This is a genomic window from Clostridioides sp. ZZV14-6387, from assembly GCF_020657835.1.
Lineage (GTDB): Bacteria > Bacillota > Clostridia > Peptostreptococcales > Peptostreptococcaceae > Clostridioides > Clostridioides difficile_A.
Window position 1 is genome coordinate 1 of the sequence record NZ_JAGWCW010000026.1, and the last position, 19,920, is coordinate 19,920.

General features: G+C 27.8%; 18 protein-coding genes and 1 riboswitch. Of the genes, 17 read left to right on the forward strand and 1 reads right to left on the reverse strand.

Translation table 11 applies throughout. The annotated features are described in order from the left end of the window. The first annotated feature begins 117 nt into the window (after window positions 1–117). The 13 genes from KGF38_RS15055 (at window position 118) to KGF38_RS15115 (ending at window position 15,325) form a co-directional block, all read left to right on the forward strand. Window positions 118–1,893, forward strand: coding sequence for an ABC transporter ATP-binding protein (locus KGF38_RS15055; protein ID WP_054269954.1), 1,776 nt, complete (start codon window positions 118–120; stop codon window positions 1,891–1,893). 12 nt (window positions 1,894–1,905) lie between these two features. After that, a complete protein-coding gene (locus tag KGF38_RS15060; RefSeq protein WP_074178980.1) occupies window positions 1,906–3,729 on the forward strand; it encodes an ABC transporter ATP-binding protein in 1,824 nt (607 codons plus the stop codon). Window positions 3,730–3,845: 116 nt separating this feature from the next. Further along, on the forward strand, window positions 3,846–4,391 hold the full coding sequence (locus tag KGF38_RS15065) for an NADH peroxidase (protein WP_074178981.1): 546 nt from the start codon (window positions 3,846–3,848) through the stop codon (window positions 4,389–4,391). A gap of 418 nt (window positions 4,392–4,809) precedes the next feature. Beyond that, complete coding sequence (locus KGF38_RS15070; RefSeq protein WP_176702482.1) at window positions 4,810–5,418, forward strand: dienelactone hydrolase family protein; 609 nt, start codon at window positions 4,810–4,812, stop codon at window positions 5,416–5,418. Window positions 5,419–5,749: 331 nt separating this feature from the next. Beyond that, window positions 5,750–8,659: an EAL domain-containing protein gene (locus KGF38_RS15075; RefSeq protein WP_074178983.1), complete on the forward strand. Its 2,910-nt coding sequence runs from the start codon at window positions 5,750–5,752 to the stop codon at window positions 8,657–8,659. Between the two features lie 320 nt (window positions 8,660–8,979). Further along, the gene (locus tag KGF38_RS15080) at window positions 8,980–9,192 is read left to right on the forward strand and encodes a FeoA family protein (RefSeq protein WP_021384253.1); all 213 of its coding nucleotides are present in this window, start codon (window positions 8,980–8,982) and stop codon (window positions 9,190–9,192) included. Between the two features lie 12 nt (window positions 9,193–9,204). Next, window positions 9,205–9,426: a FeoA family protein gene (locus KGF38_RS15085; protein WP_021384243.1), complete on the forward strand. Its 222-nt coding sequence runs from the start codon at window positions 9,205–9,207 to the stop codon at window positions 9,424–9,426. 102 nt (window positions 9,427–9,528) lie between these two features. Beyond that, window positions 9,529–11,685 carry a ferrous iron transport protein B gene (gene feoB / locus KGF38_RS15090; RefSeq protein ID WP_054269973.1) on the forward strand — a complete coding sequence of 719 codons (2,157 nt, stop codon included), beginning with the start codon at window positions 9,529–9,531 and terminating at the stop codon, window positions 11,683–11,685. A 25-nt stretch (window positions 11,686–11,710) separates the two neighbouring features. Further along, window positions 11,711–11,863, forward strand: coding sequence for a FeoB-associated Cys-rich membrane protein (locus KGF38_RS15095; protein WP_054269974.1), 153 nt, complete (start codon window positions 11,711–11,713; stop codon window positions 11,861–11,863). A 179-nt stretch (window positions 11,864–12,042) separates the two neighbouring features. Further along, window positions 12,043–12,753 (forward strand): AIM24 family protein, encoded by a 711-nt coding sequence (locus tag KGF38_RS15100; RefSeq protein ID WP_054270007.1) that lies wholly within the window; start codon window positions 12,043–12,045, stop codon window positions 12,751–12,753. A gap of 84 nt (window positions 12,754–12,837) precedes the next feature. Beyond that, a complete protein-coding gene (locus tag KGF38_RS15105; protein ID WP_054269975.1) occupies window positions 12,838–13,608 on the forward strand; it encodes an ABC transporter permease in 771 nt (256 codons plus the stop codon). Next, window positions 13,601–14,332: an ABC transporter ATP-binding protein gene (locus KGF38_RS15110; RefSeq protein ID WP_054269976.1), complete on the forward strand. Its 732-nt coding sequence runs from the start codon at window positions 13,601–13,603 to the stop codon at window positions 14,330–14,332. Before KGF38_RS15105 ends, KGF38_RS15110 begins: the two co-directional genes overlap by 8 nt. Beyond that, the gene (locus KGF38_RS15115) at window positions 14,333–15,325 is read left to right on the forward strand and encodes an NrtA/SsuA/CpmA family ABC transporter substrate-binding protein (protein ID WP_074178985.1); all 993 of its coding nucleotides are present in this window, start codon (window positions 14,333–14,335) and stop codon (window positions 15,323–15,325) included. A gap of 85 nt (window positions 15,326–15,410) precedes the next feature. Here KGF38_RS15115 and KGF38_RS15120 read toward each other — a convergent pair whose 3' ends face one another. Continuing rightward, entirely contained in the window at window positions 15,411–16,007 is a 597-nt protein-coding gene (locus tag KGF38_RS15120) for a DUF3793 family protein (RefSeq protein WP_054269977.1), read from the reverse strand. A gap of 245 nt (window positions 16,008–16,252) precedes the next feature. On the opposite strand from KGF38_RS15120, the gene KGF38_RS15125 reads away from it, so the two are divergent. From KGF38_RS15125 to KGF38_RS15140, 4 genes are all read left to right on the forward strand, one after another. After that, the gene (locus KGF38_RS15125; protein ID WP_054269978.1) at window positions 16,253–16,852 is read left to right on the forward strand and encodes a hypothetical protein; all 600 of its coding nucleotides are present in this window, start codon (window positions 16,253–16,255) and stop codon (window positions 16,850–16,852) included. Window positions 16,853–17,158: 306 nt separating this feature from the next. Beyond that, a riboswitch (SAM riboswitch) is annotated at window positions 17,159–17,265 on the forward strand. Window positions 17,266–17,381: 116 nt separating this feature from the next. Next, on the forward strand, window positions 17,382–18,347 hold the full coding sequence (locus KGF38_RS15130; RefSeq protein ID WP_054269979.1) for a methionine ABC transporter ATP-binding protein: 966 nt from the start codon (window positions 17,382–17,384) through the stop codon (window positions 18,345–18,347). After that, the gene (locus KGF38_RS15135; RefSeq protein WP_054269980.1) at window positions 18,340–18,996 is read left to right on the forward strand and encodes a methionine ABC transporter permease; all 657 of its coding nucleotides are present in this window, start codon (window positions 18,340–18,342) and stop codon (window positions 18,994–18,996) included. Before KGF38_RS15130 ends, KGF38_RS15135 begins: the two co-directional genes overlap by 8 nt. Window positions 18,997–19,032: 36 nt before the next feature. After that, a complete protein-coding gene (locus tag KGF38_RS15140; protein WP_054269981.1) occupies window positions 19,033–19,824 on the forward strand; it encodes a MetQ/NlpA family ABC transporter substrate-binding protein in 792 nt (263 codons plus the stop codon). Window positions 19,825–19,920 lie beyond the last annotated feature (96 nt).

A 19,920-nucleotide genomic window follows, 5' to 3' on the forward strand; every position in this document is an offset into this window, starting at 1 on the left:
AAAGTGTATAGTATAAAATTTAATGATAAAACAAATATTTATAATTGATACAATCAATTAAATTAGCCATTATGATATACTTTTGATAATGAGAAAATTCTATGAAGGGATGATTAAATGAGGTATTTTAAAAAATACATAAAAAAATATATAGTGTTATTTTTTACAGCAGTATTTTTTTTGACGCTGGAAGCTTTTTGTGATTTAGCTCAACCAACTATAATGGCAAAAATAATCGATATAGGAGTTTCAAATAAGAATTTAGATTACATATTATCAACAGGAGCTTTAATGATAGGTATAACCTTTTTAGGTGCAATATTTTCAATAATAAGAAGTATAATCTCAGCAAGAGTTTCTCAATGTTTTTCTTATGATTTGAGACAAGATGTGTTTGAAAAGATAAATACATACTCATTAAAACAAATAGATAAATTTGGTAGAGCTTCACTAATAACAAGAATTACTAATGATATTAATCAAATACAACAATTCGTACATGGAATGATGAGAGTTTTTATAAAATCACCAATCATGTGTATAGGAAGTTTAATTATAGCTATAAAATTAAATTTAAAGATGTCAATAATTATCTTAGTTGCAGTTTTAATCATATTTATTATAATATTACTCAATATGAAGATTGGCTATAGATTATTTAAGAATGTACAAGAAAGTACAGATAAGATAAATTCAAAATTAAGGCAGTTTTTAAGTGGCATAAAAGTAGTTAAGCTATTTTGCAGATATGATTATGAGAGCAAACGTTTTGAAGAGTTAAATGAGGAGCTTTTCCAAAACAGTAGAAAAGCTACAACAATGATGTCATTTTTTAGACCTACAATTACAATAATTATTAATGTTTCCATAATAATAATCTTATTAATTGGAAGATATTTAGTTTATTCAGGGGAAATTAAAATTGGAATTATAGTTGCTTATGTAAATTATATGACTAGGATATTAACATCACTTATAATGATTTCACATGTTTTTAATGTTTTTGTTAGAGCAAAAGCTTCATATGAAAGAGTAAGTGAAGTTTTGCTTGATGAGAATGAAGAAATAATTAAGAAAAATGTAAATTTAGATATTGAAGAAAAGAAGTTTAAACTTACAAGTGGTGATATAGTTTTTGAAAATGTGTATTTTTCATATAATAAAAATACAGATGAACAAATATTAAAAAATGTATCTTTTAAAATAGAAGAAGGTCAAAACATTGGTGTAATTGGTCAGACTGGTTCAGGAAAGACTTCTTTAATAAATTTAATTCAAAAATTATATATAGTTGATAAAGGAGATATTAAGATTGGAGGAAATAGTATATACAGTATTTCTGAAGAAAGTTTAAGAGAAGGAATAGGTGTAGTATTTCAAAATAGTAGTGTGTTTGGGAAAAGTATACTAGAAAATATAATTATGGGAAATAAGGATATAAGTAGAGAAGATGTTATAAATTCGTGCGAGATAGCAAATGCAAATCAATTTATAACAAAACTTGAAAATTCTTATGATGAAGTTTTATTTCAAAGGGGTAAAAACCTATCAGGAGGACAAAGACAAAGAATTACGATAGCTAGAGCTATAGCTAAAAAGCCACAAATATTAATCCTTGATGATTGTTTTAGTGCAATGGATATTAATACAGAGACAACTATTAGAAAGAATATAAAAGATTATATAAAAGATTTAAGAGACAAAGAAAATAAGAAATGTACTATCATAACTATTTCACAAAAGATTAGCTCTATAATTGACTGTGATAAAATTTTAGTCTTAGATGAGGGAGAGGTGGTTGGATTTGCTACACATGAAGATTTACTGGTTAGTTCTCCAATTTATAAAAAAATTTTTGAGTTGCAGAACTTAGCAAATGAAGATGTAAATTAAGGAGGAAGTATATTGAATTTAAGTACTGGAAATCAAAAGGTCAGTAGATTAAAGAAAAAAGAGAAGCCTAAAGATTTTAAAAAAACATTTAAAAGAGTTTTTATATACTTTAAAAAAGACAAAAAGATTACTAGATTCATTTTTTTGCTAGTAATAATAGACTCTATTATATCAACTATAATACCATATACTCTTGGAAAAGTAGTTGACATAATAAATATTGATACGTATTCGAAGTCCATTTTCTTAAAAGGCATAATTATATTACTCTCATTTTATATAATTGAATTTTCAGTTAAACTGTCTAAGGGGATATGTACAGCTAGACTATCTCAAAGTATAGTTAAAGAGATGAGAAGTAATTTGTTTTTGAAATTTAAAAATCTACCAATAACCTTCTTTGATAAAAGTTCTACTGGAGATATTATGAGCAGGGTAACAAATGATGTTGATAATATTAGCACAGGAATCTCAAATTCATTAGTACAATTAATTACAGGAATTTTAAATATATTGATGACTTTCATTATGATGTTTATATTAAGTCCAATTTTAACATTTTGTAGTATTATATTAATACCAATAGTAATGTTTCTAAGTAACTTTATAGCAAAGAGGACTAGAGTTCTTTTTAAACAACAACAAGTGGAGTTAGGGAAGTTAAATTCTCATATTGAAGAAATGGTATCTAATATAAATGTAGTAAAATCTTTTAACTATGAAAGAAAGTCTATAAATGATTTTAAGGAAGTTAATGATAGACTATTGAATATTTCACTCAAATCGCAAATCTATACATCTCTTTTAATGCCTATTATGAATGTAATTAGCAATATAGGGTTTGCAACTATATGTATTATAGGTGGAGTCTTGGCGTCTAAAGATATTATAACTATAGGAGTTATAGCTAGTTTTTTAAGCTATGTAAGACAATTTACAAGACCATTGAATGAATTGGCAAATCTATTTAATACATTACTTTCAGCAATAGCAGGATGTGAAAGAGTTTTTGAGATTATAGATGAGAAAGAGGAAAAAGAAGTAAAGGATGTATTTAAAGACAAGTTTAATGATAACAAGAATGATAATCTAAATTCTTCTTTTTCAAATGGAGAGATAGAGTTTAAAGATGTAAGTTTTTCTTATAATTCAAAAAAGAAGGTTTTAGATAATATAAACTTAAGGATAAAGGCAGGCACATCAAATGCCATTATAGGAGAGACTGGTAGTGGGAAAACAACAATTATAAATCTAATTACAAATTTTTATCAAGTAGATAAAGGAAGCATATTTTTAGATGGTGAAGATATATATTCTATTGATAGAAATTATTTAAGAACTTGTTTTGGAGTAGTTCCACAAGAAAGTTATATATTTAATGATACAGTTATGGAAAATATAAGATATGGGAATCTAATGGCTACTGATGAAGATGTTATATATGCTAGTAAAATAGCAAATTCACATAAATTTATAACGAAAATGCATAGAGGATATAATACTGTATTATCAGATAGGGGTGAGGATTTAAGCGAAGGTCAAAAACAGTTAATAAGTATTGCTAGAGCAATATTAAAAAATGCACCTATACTTATTTTGGATGAAGCTACAAGCAATATAGATATAGCAACAGAGGCCAAGATTCAAGATGCAATAAATAATTTAACTTTTGGAAAGACCAGTATAATCATAGCACATAGATTAAGTACTATATCAAATTGTGACAATATAATAGTTTTAGAAAATGGCAGAATTTTAGAATCTGGAAATCATAAAGAATTAATAAAACTAAAAGGACATTATTATAGAAACATACTGTTAACACAAGGAAAGTAAGTGTTTAGAAAAAACTTTAAAAAAATTGTTTAAAGGTATATGCCTCGGGTATATATAAACTAACTTGATAAATAAAAAATTTAATTTGATATATAAAATTTAGGAGGAAAGTAATTATGAAAAAATTTGTTTGTACAGTATGTGGATATATACATGAAGGGGATGCTGCACCAGCACAATGTCCAGTATGTAAAGTTGGAGCTGATAAATTTGAAGAAATGAAAGGCGAAAAAAATTGGGCTGATGAGCATAGAATAGGTGTAGCTCAAGGTGTAGACGAAGAAATAATCGAAGGATTAAGAGCTAACTTTGTTGGTGAATGTACAGAAGTAGGAATGTATTTAGCAATGAGTAGACAGGCTGATAGAGAAGGTTATCCAGAAGTAGGAGAAGCTTATAAGAGAATAGCTTTTGAAGAAGCTGAGCATGCTGCTAAATTTGCAGAACTTCTTGGAGAAGTTGTAGTTGCAGATACAAAAGAAAACTTAAGAGTTAGAGTTGACGCTGAGTATGGAGCAACTGATGGAAAACTAAAATTAGCTAAAAAAGCTAAAGAATTAGGATTAGATGCTATACATGATACAGTACATGAAATGTGTAAAGATGAAGCTAGACATGGTAAAGCATTCTTAGGATTATTAAATAGATATTTTGGAAAATAAATTTAATATAAGTTAAGTAGATTTTTAGGAGTATATCATTTATGATTTTTAAAATTATAAGGATATACTCCTTTTTAATAGTTGTATTTTATTTTATAGTTATAATCTTGTAAATATTTAAATGAGTATAAATATAGTTTTAATGAAATCAATTTTTTAGTCTTATTATCTCTAATTTATATAACTATGAAATTAATTTGATATAAATATATTCGAAAAAACTAACTGGCTGGGGGTCATGCCTACTGCATATCTTGTGTAATATTGTTACAGGAGTGTTGATTTTTACTACTTAGTCACTTTTACTTTGCAGAAAGTTTCTTGTAATAAACGGATTATTTTATAAGTCAGATTTTAGAGATAGTAAATTGACATACTTAAAAGAATACATTAAACTAAATGTAAAAAATATCGACAGGTGGTGGACAATCTGATTAAGTATATACATAAAAGTAATATAGCTATTGTTATACTACATGAAATTTATGGAGCTAATAATTTTATAAAAGATGTTTGTCAAAAGTATTATAAAGATGGATATGATGTGTTTTGTCCAGAGCTTTTGGGAGATAGGAAAGTTTTTTCTTATTCAGAATCTCAAGAGGCGTATGGTTTTTTTATAGACAATGTTGGATTTGATATTTATAAACAAGTAGAAAAACTTATAAATGACTTAAAATCAGAATACAAATATGTACTTGTTATAGGATATAGTGTTGGTGCGACTATTGCATGGAGATGTAGTGAAGACTCTCTTTGCGATGGTATAGTTTGTTGTTATGGTTCTCGAATTAGAGATTATATGGAGGTAACTCCGAAATGTCCTACCTTGTTAGTGTTTGCAAAACATGATTCATTTGATGTTGATTCTATTTTTTGCCAACTTTCTAGAAAACAAAATGTTCAAATCGAGATTTTAGATGCAAATCATGGTTTTATTGATACATACTCAAAAAATTATTCTGATGTTCAAGCACAAGTGTTTAGTACTAAAGAAAAAAGTTTCTTAGATAAATATTTAGTATAGCATATTATAAAATATATAAAAGATTTAATTAATCTTAAAAGTTTTATGGCACTATTGATATTTGAAAATATTAGTAGTGCCATTAGATTTTAGTGTTATTATATTTTTGAGATATAGTTAATTGACATTATAGTGTTAATTATGTCTTTATGATTTTTAATGAGTTTATAATACTATTTATTTAAATAAACAATAAGAAAATTCTTTGTACTTGAATAAGAATATTATATGAGAATATTGCAATTTGATATATTTACCATTACAATAAAAGTAGTTACAACTGAAATTCTAAATAAGTTAAAGTAAGTTGGCAAATTGGAGGTTTTTAAATATGAAAGCATTTAAAAAGCACTTCTTAGTACTTTCTTTGATATTTTTGCTTATTGTATCGTGTCTTAATAGTGTTCAATGTTTTGCCGATGAGTCTGAAAATTCAAAAAAAATACGAGTTGGATATTGTGATAACTATGGAATTATATCTTCATCCGAAGAACATTCTTATACAGGATATGGTTATGATTATTTAAAAGAAATTTCAAAGTATACAGGATGGAAATATGAATTTGTAAAAGGGTCTTGGGAAGAATGTTTAGATAGATTAGAAAACGGTGAGATAGATTTACTTGGACCTTTACAGAGTAATGATGAAAGAGGTAAAATATTTAATTTTCCTAAAATAAGTTCAGGATATGAATATAGTGCATTATATACAAATGAAAGTAACTACAATATGTTTTATGAAGATATAAGTTCATTTAACAATATGAGAGTGGCTGTGCTCAAAGGTAATTTTCATAATATTGCATTTGAGAAGTATAGAAAAGAAAATAAATTTTCAGTAAAATATATATATTGTAATTCTATCGATGAGTTAATTGAGTCTGTTAATAAAAATAAAGCAGATGCTTTTGTTTGTGGAAGTATTGTAAATGCAAAAGGAATGAAGATAGTTAGTAAGTTTTCAATGGAACCTTTTTATTTAGCTACTACAAAAGAGAAAACTGATTTAGTAAAAGAATTAGATTATGCTTTAAAAGAATTAAAAATGAATGATATGTACTATGATATGGAATTATATAAAAAATATTTTAAAAGAGATGTTACTAATTCTATAGCATTTACTCGTCAAGAAATTAATTTTATTAAAGCCAATCCAAAGCTTACTATGGTATACGATTCTGAGTGGTCTCCTGTTGAATATTATGATGTAGAAAGTAATTCATTTAAAGGTATAAGTTCTGACTTAATGTCAATTATATCAAAAAAATGTGGAATAGAATTTGACTATATTGAAACAAAAAATTATAATGAGAGTCTTAATTACATAAAAAATGGAAAGGCAGATATGCTTTGTGGCTCAATTAATGAAGATGATAAAGAAAAACGATTTGGTATGAAACTGACAAATCCATACATAAATATACCTATAGTTATGGTTGGAAAACTAGGAACTAATCTCAATAATGATTTAAATATTGCTTTAACAAGTAGTTATAAGTCTATTGATTCTTACATAGAAAAAAGCTTTGAAAATGCCAAAGCAACATCTTATAAGTCTATAGAAGATTGTTTAGATGCCATAGATGAAGGAAAAGCAAGCCTAATGGTACTTAGTTCTTATCAGTTTGATGAACTCTTAAAGGAAGGAAAATGTAATAATCTATCGATTATATCTGTTTTAGATACTAATTATGGAATGTGTATAGGAGTATCAAATAAAATTAGCCCAATATTGATATCAATTTTAAATAAATCAATAGGCAAAATTACTGATGAACAGTTAAATGACAGTATATATTCTAACACCATTAATAAGCCTTATAAGGTACCATTTGGTATCATTTTTAAAGAGTATTCATTACAAATTATTATGTGTATTTGTATTATGTTTTTAATTGCCATCAAATATATAATTTACAATAAGAAAAAGAAAGAGGATTCTCTAAAGAAAATTGCATATACAGATTCATTAACAGGAGCAGCGAGTATAGAGAAGTTTAAAATAAATGCAGAGAAATTATTTGCTAAAAACAATCCAGAATCATATGTGTTATTTTATATGGATGTTGATAAATTCAAGTACATAAATGATATGTTTGGATATGATGTGGGAAATAATACTTTAATACATATATCAAATACTATTGCAAGTGAATTGCATGAGGATGAAATTTTTGCAAGAGTTTCTGCTGACCATTTTGTTCTTCTTATTAGATATAAGACAGATGAAGATATTAAAGCAAGGCTAAATAGTATTTATAACAAAGTTCAGATATTTAGTAATCATAAGATAAATTACTATAAGTTGATTTTAGATTGTGGTATATACAAAATAAATAAAGATGATAGAGATATAAACACTATTATGGATAGAGCAAATACTGCAAGAAAGACTATAAAAGGTGGTCATAAAAATTCATTTGCTTTTTATAATGATGAAATGCATAAGAAAATACTAAAAGAAAAAGAAATTGAAAATACAATGATAGATGCTCTTAACAATGGAGAATTTATTGTATATTTTCAGCCTAAATATAGTCTTTTAGATTACCAGATTATAGGGGCTGAAGCACTTGTCCGTTGGGATAATCCAAAGAAAGGACTAATCCCACCAATAGAATTTATTCCTGTATTTGAGAGAAATGGCTTTATTGTAAATATTGATTTCTATGTATTTGAGGAAGTATGTAAAAAGATTAGAGAATGGATGGATGAAGGTCAAAAAGTTGTACCTATATCTGTTAACTTGTCTCGAATGCATTTTGTAAATAGTAATTTTGTTGAGAAGTTTAGACTAATTGTAGATAAATACAGAATACCAACAAATTTTATAGAATTAGAGCTAACAGAAACAGCAGTATTAGATAATATAGACGGTTTAATTGACACAATGAATCATCTAAAAGAAAATGGGTTTGTGATTTCTATGGATGATTTTGGAACAGGATATTCTTCGCTTAATCTTCTAAAGGAACTACCTGTTGACATATTAAAATTAGATAGGGCATTTTTTACAGAAAAAGATGAGAGTAACAATGAAAAAATTGTTATATCTAATGTCATTAGAATGGCAAAGGAATTAAAAATGAAGGTAATCTCAGAAGGAGTAGAAACCATTTCACAATTAGATTTTTTAAAGCAAATTGGATGTGATATGGTACAGGGATACTTATTTTCTAAACCAATGCCTGTAAAAGATTTTGAGAAAATAGTTTTTAAAAAAGAAGAAAAAAATGTATAAATAATGTGAAAACATCTACACAATAAAGATGCTTTAAGATAGTTAAATATACTATCTTAAAGCATCTTTATTTTTGTATGAGTTTTTATTGGAATTATTAATAGATTAAATCAATTGAGAAAAAAACTCAAAAGAACACAATAATCACTTGCAAAGTTCATACTATTATGATAGACTTAAATCAAAATTAAGAATTGTAAAAAGAAGGAAAACATAGGTAATTATTTTAACTGACTAAAATTTAAGATAAAATATTGTAATTTATATATGAGATAACGATTGCTCATAAATTTAAATTAGTTTAAGAGGAGGAATATTATATGATGCCATTGATACTATCAAATACAGGAGAAGAAGTAGTTATAAAGAAGATTTCAGGAAGTGACAAGACAAGAACTTTTTTAAATAGTATAGGTTTTGTAGTAGGTACAAATGTTAAAATAATTTCTAAGATAGATGGGAATTTAATAATAGATGTAAAAGATACTAGAGTTGCATTAGACAAAAAGATGGCAAGTAGAATAATAATATAGGGAGGTAATGATATGAACAGATTAAAGGATATTAAGTGTGGAGAGACTGTGAAAGTCAAGAAGTTAGAGGGGGAAGGAGCCACACGAAGACGTATAATGGATATGGGAATTACGAGAGGTGTTGATGTATTCGTAAGAAAAGTAGCTCCTCTTGGTGACCCAATTGAAATAACTGTAAGAGATTATGAACTATCAATTCGTAAGTCAGATGCAGAAAAAATCATTGTGGAATAATAAAATTAATTAATTAGAATGGATTTAGTGCAATTATACAATGAGAATGATTTTCTATATCATGAATAGTTATGTACTTAAATAATAATGGAGGGAATGGAAATGTCAATAAAAATAGGTCTCATAGGAAATCCTAACTGTGGTAAGACAACAATGTTCAATGGGCTTACAGGTTCATCTCAATATGTTGGGAACTGGCCAGGAGTAACAGTTGAAAAAAAAGGTGGAAAGTTAAAAGGAAATAAAGATGTGGAGATAGTAGATTTACCAGGTATTTATTCTTTATCACCATATACATTGGAAGAAGTAGTTACACGTAATTTTATGTTAGATGATAAACCAGATGCAGTAATAAATATAGTGGATGCATCAAATATAGAGAGAAATTTATATCTTACAACTCAAGTTTTAGAATTGGGTATACCTACTGTCATAGCTCTTAATATGATGGATATTGTTAATAAAAATGGTGATAAGATAAATATTAAAAAGTTATCTGAGGTTATAGGTTGCCCAGTGGTAGAAGTGACAGCAGTTAAAGGTCAAGGGATTATGGAAGCCGCTGAAAAGGCAATTCAACTTGCAAGCAGTAATAATAAATTAGATTTCAAACTGCCTTTTGTTGATGAAAGTAAGGAAGCAATAGAAAAAATTGAAAAGATAATAGAAGAAAAAACTCCATATATAGATATGGAAACACGTTGGTTAGCTATAAAGTTATTTGAAAGAGATGAAAATGTTATACAAAAACTTGATATTTCTAAAACAATATTGAATAACATAGAAGAAATAACTAGAGATTGTGAAAATGAATTGGATGATGATAGTGAAAGTATAGTAACAGCAAATCGTTATGAATTTATTAGTTCAATAATTTCAAGTATAATAAAGAAGAATAGAAAAGGTAAGGAAACTGTATCAGACAAGATAGATAAGATTGTAACAAACCGAATATTAGCATTACCTATTTTTGCACTTATAATGTGGGGAGTTTATTATATAGCAGTAAGTTCATTGGGCGCTATAGCAACTGACTGGACTAATGATGTACTGTTTGGAGAAATTATTCAAGGAAATGTAAGTAATTTTATGGCTTCTTTAAATGTAGCTGATTGGTTACAAGGACTTGTAGTTGATGGTCTAATTGGTGGAGTTGGAGCTGTATTAGGATTTGTCCCACAAATTATGCTTCTATTCTTATTATTATCAATATTAGAAGATTGTGGATATATGTCACGTGTAGCTTTTATAATGGATAGAATTTTCCGTAAGTTTGGTCTTTCAGGAAAATCATTTATACCAATGCTTATAAGTTCAGGTTGTGGAGTTCCAGGAGTTATGTCAACTCGTACTATAGAGAATGATAGAGATAGAAAAATGACTATTATGTTAACTACATTCATTCCATGTGGAGCTAAAATACCAATAATAGCATTATTTGCAGGAGCATTATTTGGAGGTGCTTCATGGGTAGCGCCATCAATGTATTTCTTAGGTATAGTAATGATAATCATTTGTGGAATTATATTAAAGAGAACTAGCTTATTTGCAGGAGAGCCATCTCCATTTGTTATGGAATTACCTCAATATCATGTTCCAAGTGCAAAAGGTGTTTTAATACATATGTGGGATAGAGGAAAAGCCTTCATAATCAAAGCAGGTACGATTATATTTGTAGCTTGTGGAGCAATCTGGTTCTTACAATCATTTAACTGGTCATTACAAATGGTAGATGCTGGAGATAGTATATTAGCTAGTTTAGGAAATATAGTTGCACCAATATTTGCACCTCTTGGATTTGGAAACTGGCAATCATCAGTAGCAACAGTTACAGGTCTAGTAGCCAAGGAAAATGTAGTTGGGACATTTGGAGTTTTATTTGGTATATCAGATGCGACAGAGCAAGACCCAGCACTTCTTGGTTCAGTTGCAAGTATGTTTACAGTAGCTAGTGCATTTGCATTTATGGCATTCAACATGCTTTGTGCACCTTGCTTTGCAGCTATTGGAGCTATAAAAAGAGAAATGGGTTCATGGAAATGGACATGGATTACATTAGGATTCCAAACTTTAACAGCATATATAGTTGCTCTTCTTATCAATCAAGTTGGAAGTTTAATTTTAGGAACTGGAGGAAGTATTGCTGGGGCAATAATATCTATAGTTATAGCAGTAGCTGTAGTATTGATAGTTTTAACTTATTCAAATAGAAATATGAAAAAAGAAAAAATTGGTAAATTAAGTTATATGAAAAATTAATTCATATAAATAAGGAGTGGTGAATATGGCTACATTTATTATAGCAGCTATTGTAGTAGTATTGATGGCGTTAGCCATAATGCATATGGTTAAAAATTCAAAAAAGAATGGTAGCAGTTGCGGATGTGGTTGTTCTGGTTGCTCAAGTAGTAAGAGCTGTAATACTAATAAGAGATAGATAAAATAAGAATCTGATAAAAAGTTAAATTACTTTATTATCAGGTTCTTATTTTTTATACAAATAATAAATTTCATGTTTGAAGTAGGTTAGACTATGTTGTAATTTTAATGTATAATTATAGACAAATATATGATTAGGAGGGATTATTGCTAAATAAAGCAATATAAATGTATATTATGTTTAAATTTGATGTGACAAATGAGCTTATGTGTATAGCAAGGGGAAGTGGCAAATTTTTTGCAAAAAAAGGTGCTATGGTAGCCTTTAAAGGAAATTTTAATTTTGAAAAATTATTACTTGGTCCTAATAATGGTGGTGGTTTAGGAAGAGCACTGTTAGGGCATGTTCAAAGGTCATTAACAGGAGAACAAATGCCAATAATGGTTGTTGAAGGTGAAGGTGAAATTTACCTGGCTCAAAATGCTTATCATGTAGATGTAATATCGATTGACCCAGGTGATTCAATTTATGTTGAGAGCGAAAATTTATTGGCATTTTCTGAACAATTGCATTATAGTGTAAAATTAATTGGTTCAGGGGTACTATCTCAAAAAGGGCTTTTTACTACACATTTAGTAAATAAAACAAGCCAAAATCAAGATGTCGCCATAATAACAGATGGAAATCCTCTAATACTTGAAGGGCCTTGTTGTGTAGACCCAGATGCATTAGTAGCCTGGACTGGAAGGGAGCCATATCCAAAAGTAGCAAAATTATCATGGAAGACTTTTATTGGTCAGACTTCTGGGGAATCTTATCATATGGAATTTGTTGAACCTGGACAAATAGTCATTATACAACCATCTGAAAGATTGTCTGGCTTAAAAACAGATTCTACGCCTTCTGATAGAATGAATTCAGGTGGGTTGAGAATTGGTATAGATTAAATTTTATAATGTAGTTTAATCACTCTTTAGGATTTTAAAAAATAAAAAATGTAGCAGGGATAGATATATTAAAAGGAGTCTTATATGATTGAGAAAATTCATAAAAAATTCAAAGGATATTATATTTTTTTAATAATTTTAATTTTATGGAAAATTGTATGTGTTCTGGGAATATGGAGTAGCTATATCTTGCCTCCTCCTGAAAGGGTTCTAGATACTTTCATAAAAATGATATACGATGGTTCTATTTTCTTAAATGCCTATGCTAGTATAAAAAGAATATTGATAGGTTTTTTTATAAGTTCACTGATAGCAATACCACTTGGAGTTATATTTGGAGTAAATAAAAAAATGTATGAATATTTCAAACCACTCTTTGAATTTATGCGAAGTACACCTCCACTAGCTTTAGTTCCAATGCTGATTTTATGGTTTGGGATAGGTGAAGAATCCAAAATTATAATTATTATTTTGGCATCTTTTTTCCCTATATTTTTAAATACACTGAAAGGCATAAAGAATTGCGATAATAAATTAATAGAAGTAGGTAAATCTTTTAACTTATCTAAAAAGAGAATTTTTTATAAAATAATAATTCCTAATTCTATGCTAGATATTGTTGTTGGACTTAGTTTAGGTCTTGGATATAGTTTTAGAGCTATAATTGGAGCAGAACTTATTGCAGCTTCTTCAGGTCTAGGATATTTAATTTCTGATGGAAAAGACATGTCACGAACTGATGTTGTATTGGTAGGAATTTTTGTTATTGGATTTTTAGGTATACTTTCAGATTATCTATTTTCAAAAGCAATAACAAAGTTTAGTAAAGGGAAGCAGGTTGATTTAAATGGTTAGAAATGGATTTTTGTTAGAGAATATACATAAAAAATATTTAGTTGATAATAAGGAACACTTGGTTCTTGATGATGTATCTTTAAATATATCTAGCGAAGAAATCACTGTTATACTAGGGGAGAGTGGATGTGGTAAGACAACATTACTTAGAATTTTAGCAGGTCTTGAAAACGCTACTAGTGGAAATGTATATTTTTACAATAATGATAAACAATGTATTCCAAAAGTAGGTGTAGTATTTCAAGAAAGCAGACTAATGCCATGGTTGAATGTGAGTGAAAATATACTTTTACATACTGAAAAAAAGAATAAAAATAAGGTTGATTTGGATAAGTATTTAAAAATGATGAAACTTGAAAAGTTTAAAAATTCATATCCAAATGAATTATCTGGGGGGATGGCTCACAGAGTAAGTATAGCAAGAGCACTTTCCTTCAATCCAGATATTTTACTGATGGATGAGCCATTTGCGGCACTAGATTACTTTACAAGAAGAAAAATGCAAAAAGAAGTTGTAAATATCCATAAAAATACTAAAAAAGGTGTAGTATTTGTGACTCACAATATAGAAGAAGCTATGGAAATAGCAAAGAAAATAATTGTTTTTAGTAAAAATAAAGGGATTAAACAGTTTAGTGTCGAAGATGAATATAATAGAGATTTAACAAAAAGCTATTATATAAGCTTAAAAAAAGAAATATTAAGGGAATTGGGGGAGTTTTAATTGATTAAGAGAAACAAAAAGATTTTAGCAGTAATGACATCTTTAGTAATGGTGTTGGTTGGTACTGTAGGTTGCTCAACAAAAAATGACGAGAAAGATGCACCTGCAAAAAAAGAGGCTAGTTTACCTAAGGAAATAAATCTGACTTATGTGAAATCACCACTTAATGTTCCTAGTATACTTGAAAAAAAGGATGATTTATTTGGAAAGGAATTTGGAAAAGACAATATAAAAGTTAATTTTCATGAATTGACAACAGGACCAGAGCAAACTCAAGCACTAGCTGCAGGAGAGATAGACTTTTTACATGCATTAGGAGGAACATCTGCAATAATAGCTGCTTCAAATGGTGTTGGTCTTAAAGTTACAAATATTTACAGTAGATCACCAAAAGGATATATGCTTATAACTAATAATGAAAATATTAAATCTATAAAAGATTTAAAAGGCAAAAAGATAGTAGGACCAAAGGGTACTATACTTCATCAATTGTTAATTGCAGCACTTGCTAAGGAAGGTTACACTATAGATGATGTTGAATATGTAAATATGGATATTCCTAGTGCTGCTTCTGCATTAGAAAGCAAAAGTGCTGATGTAGCAATGCTTGCAGGTCCAACAGCATTAAAAACAATAAACTCAGGTGCTAAGATGATTGTAAATGGAGAAGGCTTAGTTAGTGGAATAATAGTTACTGCAGTAAGTGATGATTTTGCTGAAAAATATCCTGAGTTAGTAAAAAGATTTATGAAAGTTCATGAAGAGACTTTAAAATATATGGATGAAAACAAGGATAAAGTAATGGATGTTGTATCTAAAGAAGTGGGACTATCTTTAGATGAAACTAAAGAAATGTATTCTTGGTATGATTTTAGTTCTAAAATAACAGATAAAGATATAAAAGAGTTAGAAGACACACAAGAATTCTTAATGTCTAATGGAATGCAAGAGAAGAAAATAGATATTAAAGACATGTTGTACAATCAAAACTAGAATGTTAAATTAGAAAATACACCCTTTTTATTATGGAAACAGTATAGTAAAAGGGTGTATTTTTTATTACTATATAAAAATACAACTAAAAGCAACTTACTATTTTATCTACACTTATGTAGTCTAGTAACTTTCTCATTTTTTTACGATGAAGTAAAAACTTAGAATATGTGTCTTCTGATTGTTTTGTATCTCCGTAAACCTTCCAATATTTAATCATAGAAACTTCATAATTACTATATCCCATAAATCCAATCACATCTTTGAGAGGATATCCTAAAAAAATTCCTATTTCATCAGGAAAAGTATCACCCTTAAGCTTATCTACTAAATGTTCTAAATAAGCATTAACATTTGTATTTTGTTTGTATCCCAGAAATTTTAAAAAATTTACTGTTTTTTTACATTTTAGCCTTTCTGATAAAGCTTTTTTGTTTACAAATAAGATTTTTAATCCCTTTTTCTTTTTATCAATAACTATAAAATCTATCTTTTTACATTTATATAGATATTTGTAAATATCACTAATTTTTTCCTCTCTATTTACATCAGTAAATGAGATATTTATTATTTCAGCAGGTTTAGAACCTAAAAAGACAGGACCTAAAACTTCTAAAAGCCATTTTATATAAGATGATTCAATTTTATTTTTACAACAAAATTGTGAATTACAACAAGACATAAAAGATAACCTCCTTCAAATGAAAATTAATATCAATTAATTAGATTATACTATGAATGATAATCAATATCAATAATAAAAATATATTTTTTTTATTTAGTTACTTATTTATTATAATTTCCCAAAAAATAAATTATATCTTGTTTAATTTTAGTAAATAAAAAATAAAAATATAGAAATACTAAGTTAAGAAAGAAATATATTTAAATTTTTTGTAATACAAAACATCTAGGAGGGTAATAAAAATGAAATTAAAAAGAACCTTATTTGTAGGACTAGCGTTAGTATTAGCTATAGGAATGACTGCATGTACTAAAAAAACAGAAGAACCAAGTGAGAATGCAGGGAAAAATCCCAATGAATCAGTAAATAATAATGAAGGTTATATGAATTATTATTCAACAAGCTATAATGATTATATAGCAGGTTTAAATAGATATTCTATTTATGATACTCCAGAGAGTATAAATAATCAGTTTAAGGATAAAGAATATCCAGGAAATGAAAAATATTTAGCTGATGTGAAGGCTGCATATAAAGATAGTAGAGATAAAATACAATCATTTGTAACATCTCTTAAAAAAGATGGTAAAACAGAAGATACAGAATTAAAGAAAATGAATGATGAATTAATAACTGAAGGTGAAAGATTAATAAAAGATATAGATGAGAGAATAAAAAAATTAGATAATGTATCTGATGAAGATATGAAAAAAGGTCAAAATGACTTTATGAAGATAGTTCATGGAACAGAAGATGTTGGAAATGATATAGGTAGTGGTTTTAGAAAAATGATAAAAGATATGAATGATAGACTAGGAATAACAGGAAATAATAAAAAATAATAGAGTAAATATCTAGTTAGAAAATAAAAAAGTTTTACAATATATAGAAGCCCTAAAAGTATTATCTTTTTTGGGCTTCATATTTTTTATATTAATGATAAATTAATAATTGTATAATATCATATAACTATTGAAAATACAAAGATTTAGACACTATAAAGTCAATAAAAGATATCTATTTATTTTTAACTAAGAAAAACAAAAAATAAAAAATTTAAATAAATTTATTGACAAATATTATTAATGAATATATCATATATAACATAGCAACAAATGATAATCGAATTAAATTTTAAATTAAATAACGTCTTATCAAGAGTGGTGGAGGGACTGGCCCTTTGAAACCCGGCAACCAGTATATTTTATATACATTGGTGCTAAATCCTGCAACTAATATAGTTGATAGATGAGTATAAATAGCTTTCTAAGCCTGAGTTTATACTCAGGCTTTTATTTTGTTATATATAAATTAAAATACATAAGCGAGGATAAACATAAAAACTTAGCATAATAATAGGGAGGAAATTTTATGATTAGCATAAAAAATGTTAATAAGTATTATGGAAAGATTCAAGTACTTAAAGATGTAAGTATTGAAATAGAATCTGGAGAAATTTTTGGAATAATAGGTCATAGTGGAGCAGGAAAATCAACACTACTTAGATGTATAAATGGCTTAGAAGAATATCAAGAAGGTAATGTGCTTGTTTCTGATAAGGAAGTAAAGTCACTGAATGAAAAGCAAATGAGAGATTTAAGAAAAGAACTAGGCATGATTTTCCAACACTTTTCATTACTTGAGAGAAGAACTGTATTTGATAACGTAGCATTACCATTAGAATGTTTTGGATATACAAAATCAGAAATACAGAAAAGAGTTTTAGAGCTATTAGAAGTGGTTGGTATATCTGAAAAGAAAAATGATAAACCTAGGAACTTAAGTGGTGGTCAGAAACAAAGAGTTGCAATTGCCAGAGCTTTAGCACTAAATCCACAAGTACTTCTTTGTGATGAAGCAACTTCAGCATTAGACCCAAATACTACAAAATCAATTCTTTCATTACTTGAAGATATAAATAAAAAATTAGGAATAACAATAATTGTTGTAACTCATCAAATGGAAGTTATAAAACAGATTTGTGGAAGAGTAGCAATAATGGAAAATGGAGAAGTACTAGAGGTAGGAGATACAGAAGAGATTTTCTTAAGAAATACTAAGGGACTTAGAAAATTAATAGGTGAAGAAAGTATAATTTTACCAAAAGGAACAAATATAAAGATACTATTCCCTAAAGATATTTCTAATGACGCTATTATAACGACTATGGCAAGAGAACTAAATATAGATGTATCTATAATATTTGGCAAATTAGAACAATTTAAAGAAGATATTTTAGGTTCACTTATCATAAATGTTTCAGATAAAAGTGGGGAACAAGTAAAACAATATCTAACTAGTAAAGGCATAAGATGGGAGGAAATGATAAATGAATAGTTTAATCGACTTTTTAACAACACTATTTCCAAATGCATTGTTACAAACTTTGTATATGGTTATAGTACCAACTATAGTAGCAACAATATTAGGATTTATACTAGCAATCATATTAGTAGTTACAAAACCAGATGGATTAAAACCAAATAGCACAATAAATAGTGTTTTAGGGTTTATAGTAAATATATTTAGAAGTTTCCCATTTATGATACTTATAGTTGCAATGATTCCAATAACTAGATTAATCGTTGGAACAAGTATAGGGGAAACTGCTGCAATAGTACCAATAACTATTGGTGCAGCACCATTTATCGCTAGAATTATAGAAAGTTCGTTAAATGAAGTTGACAAAGGATTGATAGAAGCTGCAAGATCTTTTGGGGCTACAAAGAGACAAATAGTATTTAAAGTTATGATAAAAGAAGCTATGCCTTCAATAGTATCTGGAATTACATTATCAATAATATCTATACTTGGTTATACAGCTATGGCGGGTGCAGTAGGAGCTGGAGGATTAGGTAATGTAGCACTTATTTATGGATATCAAAGATTCGATACAGCAGTAATGGTGTATACAGTAATAGCACTTGTAATATTAGTTCAGATAATACAAGGTATAGGAAATCTAGCTTACAAGAAACTAAAATAATTTAATCATAAAAACTTTAAAGAGGGGGAGTAAAAAATGAAATTAAAAAAATTATTATCAGTAGCATTGGTGTCAGCAATAGCAATATCAGCAGTTGGTTGTTCAAACAAAGAGGATAAGAAAATACTAGTAGGGGCTTCATCAAATCCACACGCAAAGATACTGGAAGTAGCAAAACCTTTATTAAAAGAAAAAGGGTATGATTTAGAAGTAAAAATATTTGATGACTATGTACTTCCAAACACAGCTTTAGATGAAGGTTCTTTAGATGCAAATTTCTTTCAACATATTCCATTTTTAGAGGAAACAGTTAAGGAGAAAGAATATAAACTTACGTATACAGCTAAAGTTCATATAGAGCCAATGGGATTCTATTCAGAAAAAGTTAAGTCATTAGATGAAATAAAAGATGGAGCAGTTATAGCTGTACCAAATGATGCAACTAATGGAGCTAGAGCGCTTAAATTATTAGCAAAAAATAAAATAATAGAAGTAAAAGACGGAGAACTTATAACTAAAAAAGATATAACTAAGAATCCTAAAAATATACAAATAAAAGAAATGAATGCAGAGCAATTACCAACAGTATTAAAGGATGTTGATGGAGCAGTTATAAATTCTAATTATGCTTTAACAGCTAACTTAAATCCTACTAAGGATGCTATAGTAATAGAGTCAAGTGATTCTCCATATGTGAATATAATAGCTTGTAGAGAAGATAATAAAGACAGTGATAAGATGAAAGCTTTATCAGAAGCTATGAACAGTAAAGAAGTTAAAAAATTTATACAAGATGAATATAAAGGAAGTATAGTTCCAGCTTTTTAAATTGAATATACAAAATCTATAAAATGAGTAAAATTAAAAATATTTACTCATTTTTTTTTATAACTAGAAAGTGACAAATTTTTTGGAAGAATTGTG

Excerpts from the sequence above, each read along its gene's own strand:
- KGF38_RS15055 (WP_054269954.1), top strand. The coding sequence starts at position 118 with ATGAGGTATTTTAAAAAATACATAAAAAAATATATAGTGTTATTTTTT.
- KGF38_RS15065 (WP_074178981.1), top strand. The coding sequence starts at position 3,846 with ATGAAAAAATTTGTTTGTACAGTATGTGGATATATACATGAAGGGGAT.
- KGF38_RS15075 (WP_074178983.1), top strand. The coding sequence starts at position 5,750 with ATGAAAGCATTTAAAAAGCACTTCTTAGTACTTTCTTTGATATTTTTG.
- KGF38_RS15080 (WP_021384253.1), top strand. The coding sequence starts at position 8,980 with ATGATGCCATTGATACTATCAAATACAGGAGAAGAAGTAGTTATAAAG.
- KGF38_RS15085 (WP_021384243.1), top strand. The coding sequence starts at position 9,205 with ATGAACAGATTAAAGGATATTAAGTGTGGAGAGACTGTGAAAGTCAAG.
- feoB (WP_054269973.1), top strand. The coding sequence starts at position 9,529 with ATGTCAATAAAAATAGGTCTCATAGGAAATCCTAACTGTGGTAAGACA.
- KGF38_RS15095 (WP_054269974.1), top strand. The coding sequence starts at position 11,711 with ATGGCTACATTTATTATAGCAGCTATTGTAGTAGTATTGATGGCGTTA.
- KGF38_RS15100 (WP_054270007.1), top strand. The coding sequence starts at position 12,043 with ATGTTTAAATTTGATGTGACAAATGAGCTTATGTGTATAGCAAGGGGA.
- KGF38_RS15105 (WP_054269975.1), top strand. The coding sequence starts at position 12,838 with ATGATTGAGAAAATTCATAAAAAATTCAAAGGATATTATATTTTTTTA.
- KGF38_RS15110 (WP_054269976.1), top strand. The coding sequence starts at position 13,601 with ATGGTTAGAAATGGATTTTTGTTAGAGAATATACATAAAAAATATTTA.
- KGF38_RS15120 (WP_054269977.1), bottom strand. The coding sequence starts at position 16,007 with ATGTCTTGTTGTAATTCACAATTTTGTTGTAAAAATAAAATTGAATCA.
- KGF38_RS15125 (WP_054269978.1), top strand. The coding sequence starts at position 16,253 with ATGAAATTAAAAAGAACCTTATTTGTAGGACTAGCGTTAGTATTAGCT.
- KGF38_RS15130 (WP_054269979.1), top strand. The coding sequence starts at position 17,382 with ATGATTAGCATAAAAAATGTTAATAAGTATTATGGAAAGATTCAAGTA.
- KGF38_RS15135 (WP_054269980.1), top strand. The coding sequence starts at position 18,340 with ATGAATAGTTTAATCGACTTTTTAACAACACTATTTCCAAATGCATTG.
- KGF38_RS15140 (WP_054269981.1), top strand. The coding sequence starts at position 19,033 with ATGAAATTAAAAAAATTATTATCAGTAGCATTGGTGTCAGCAATAGCA.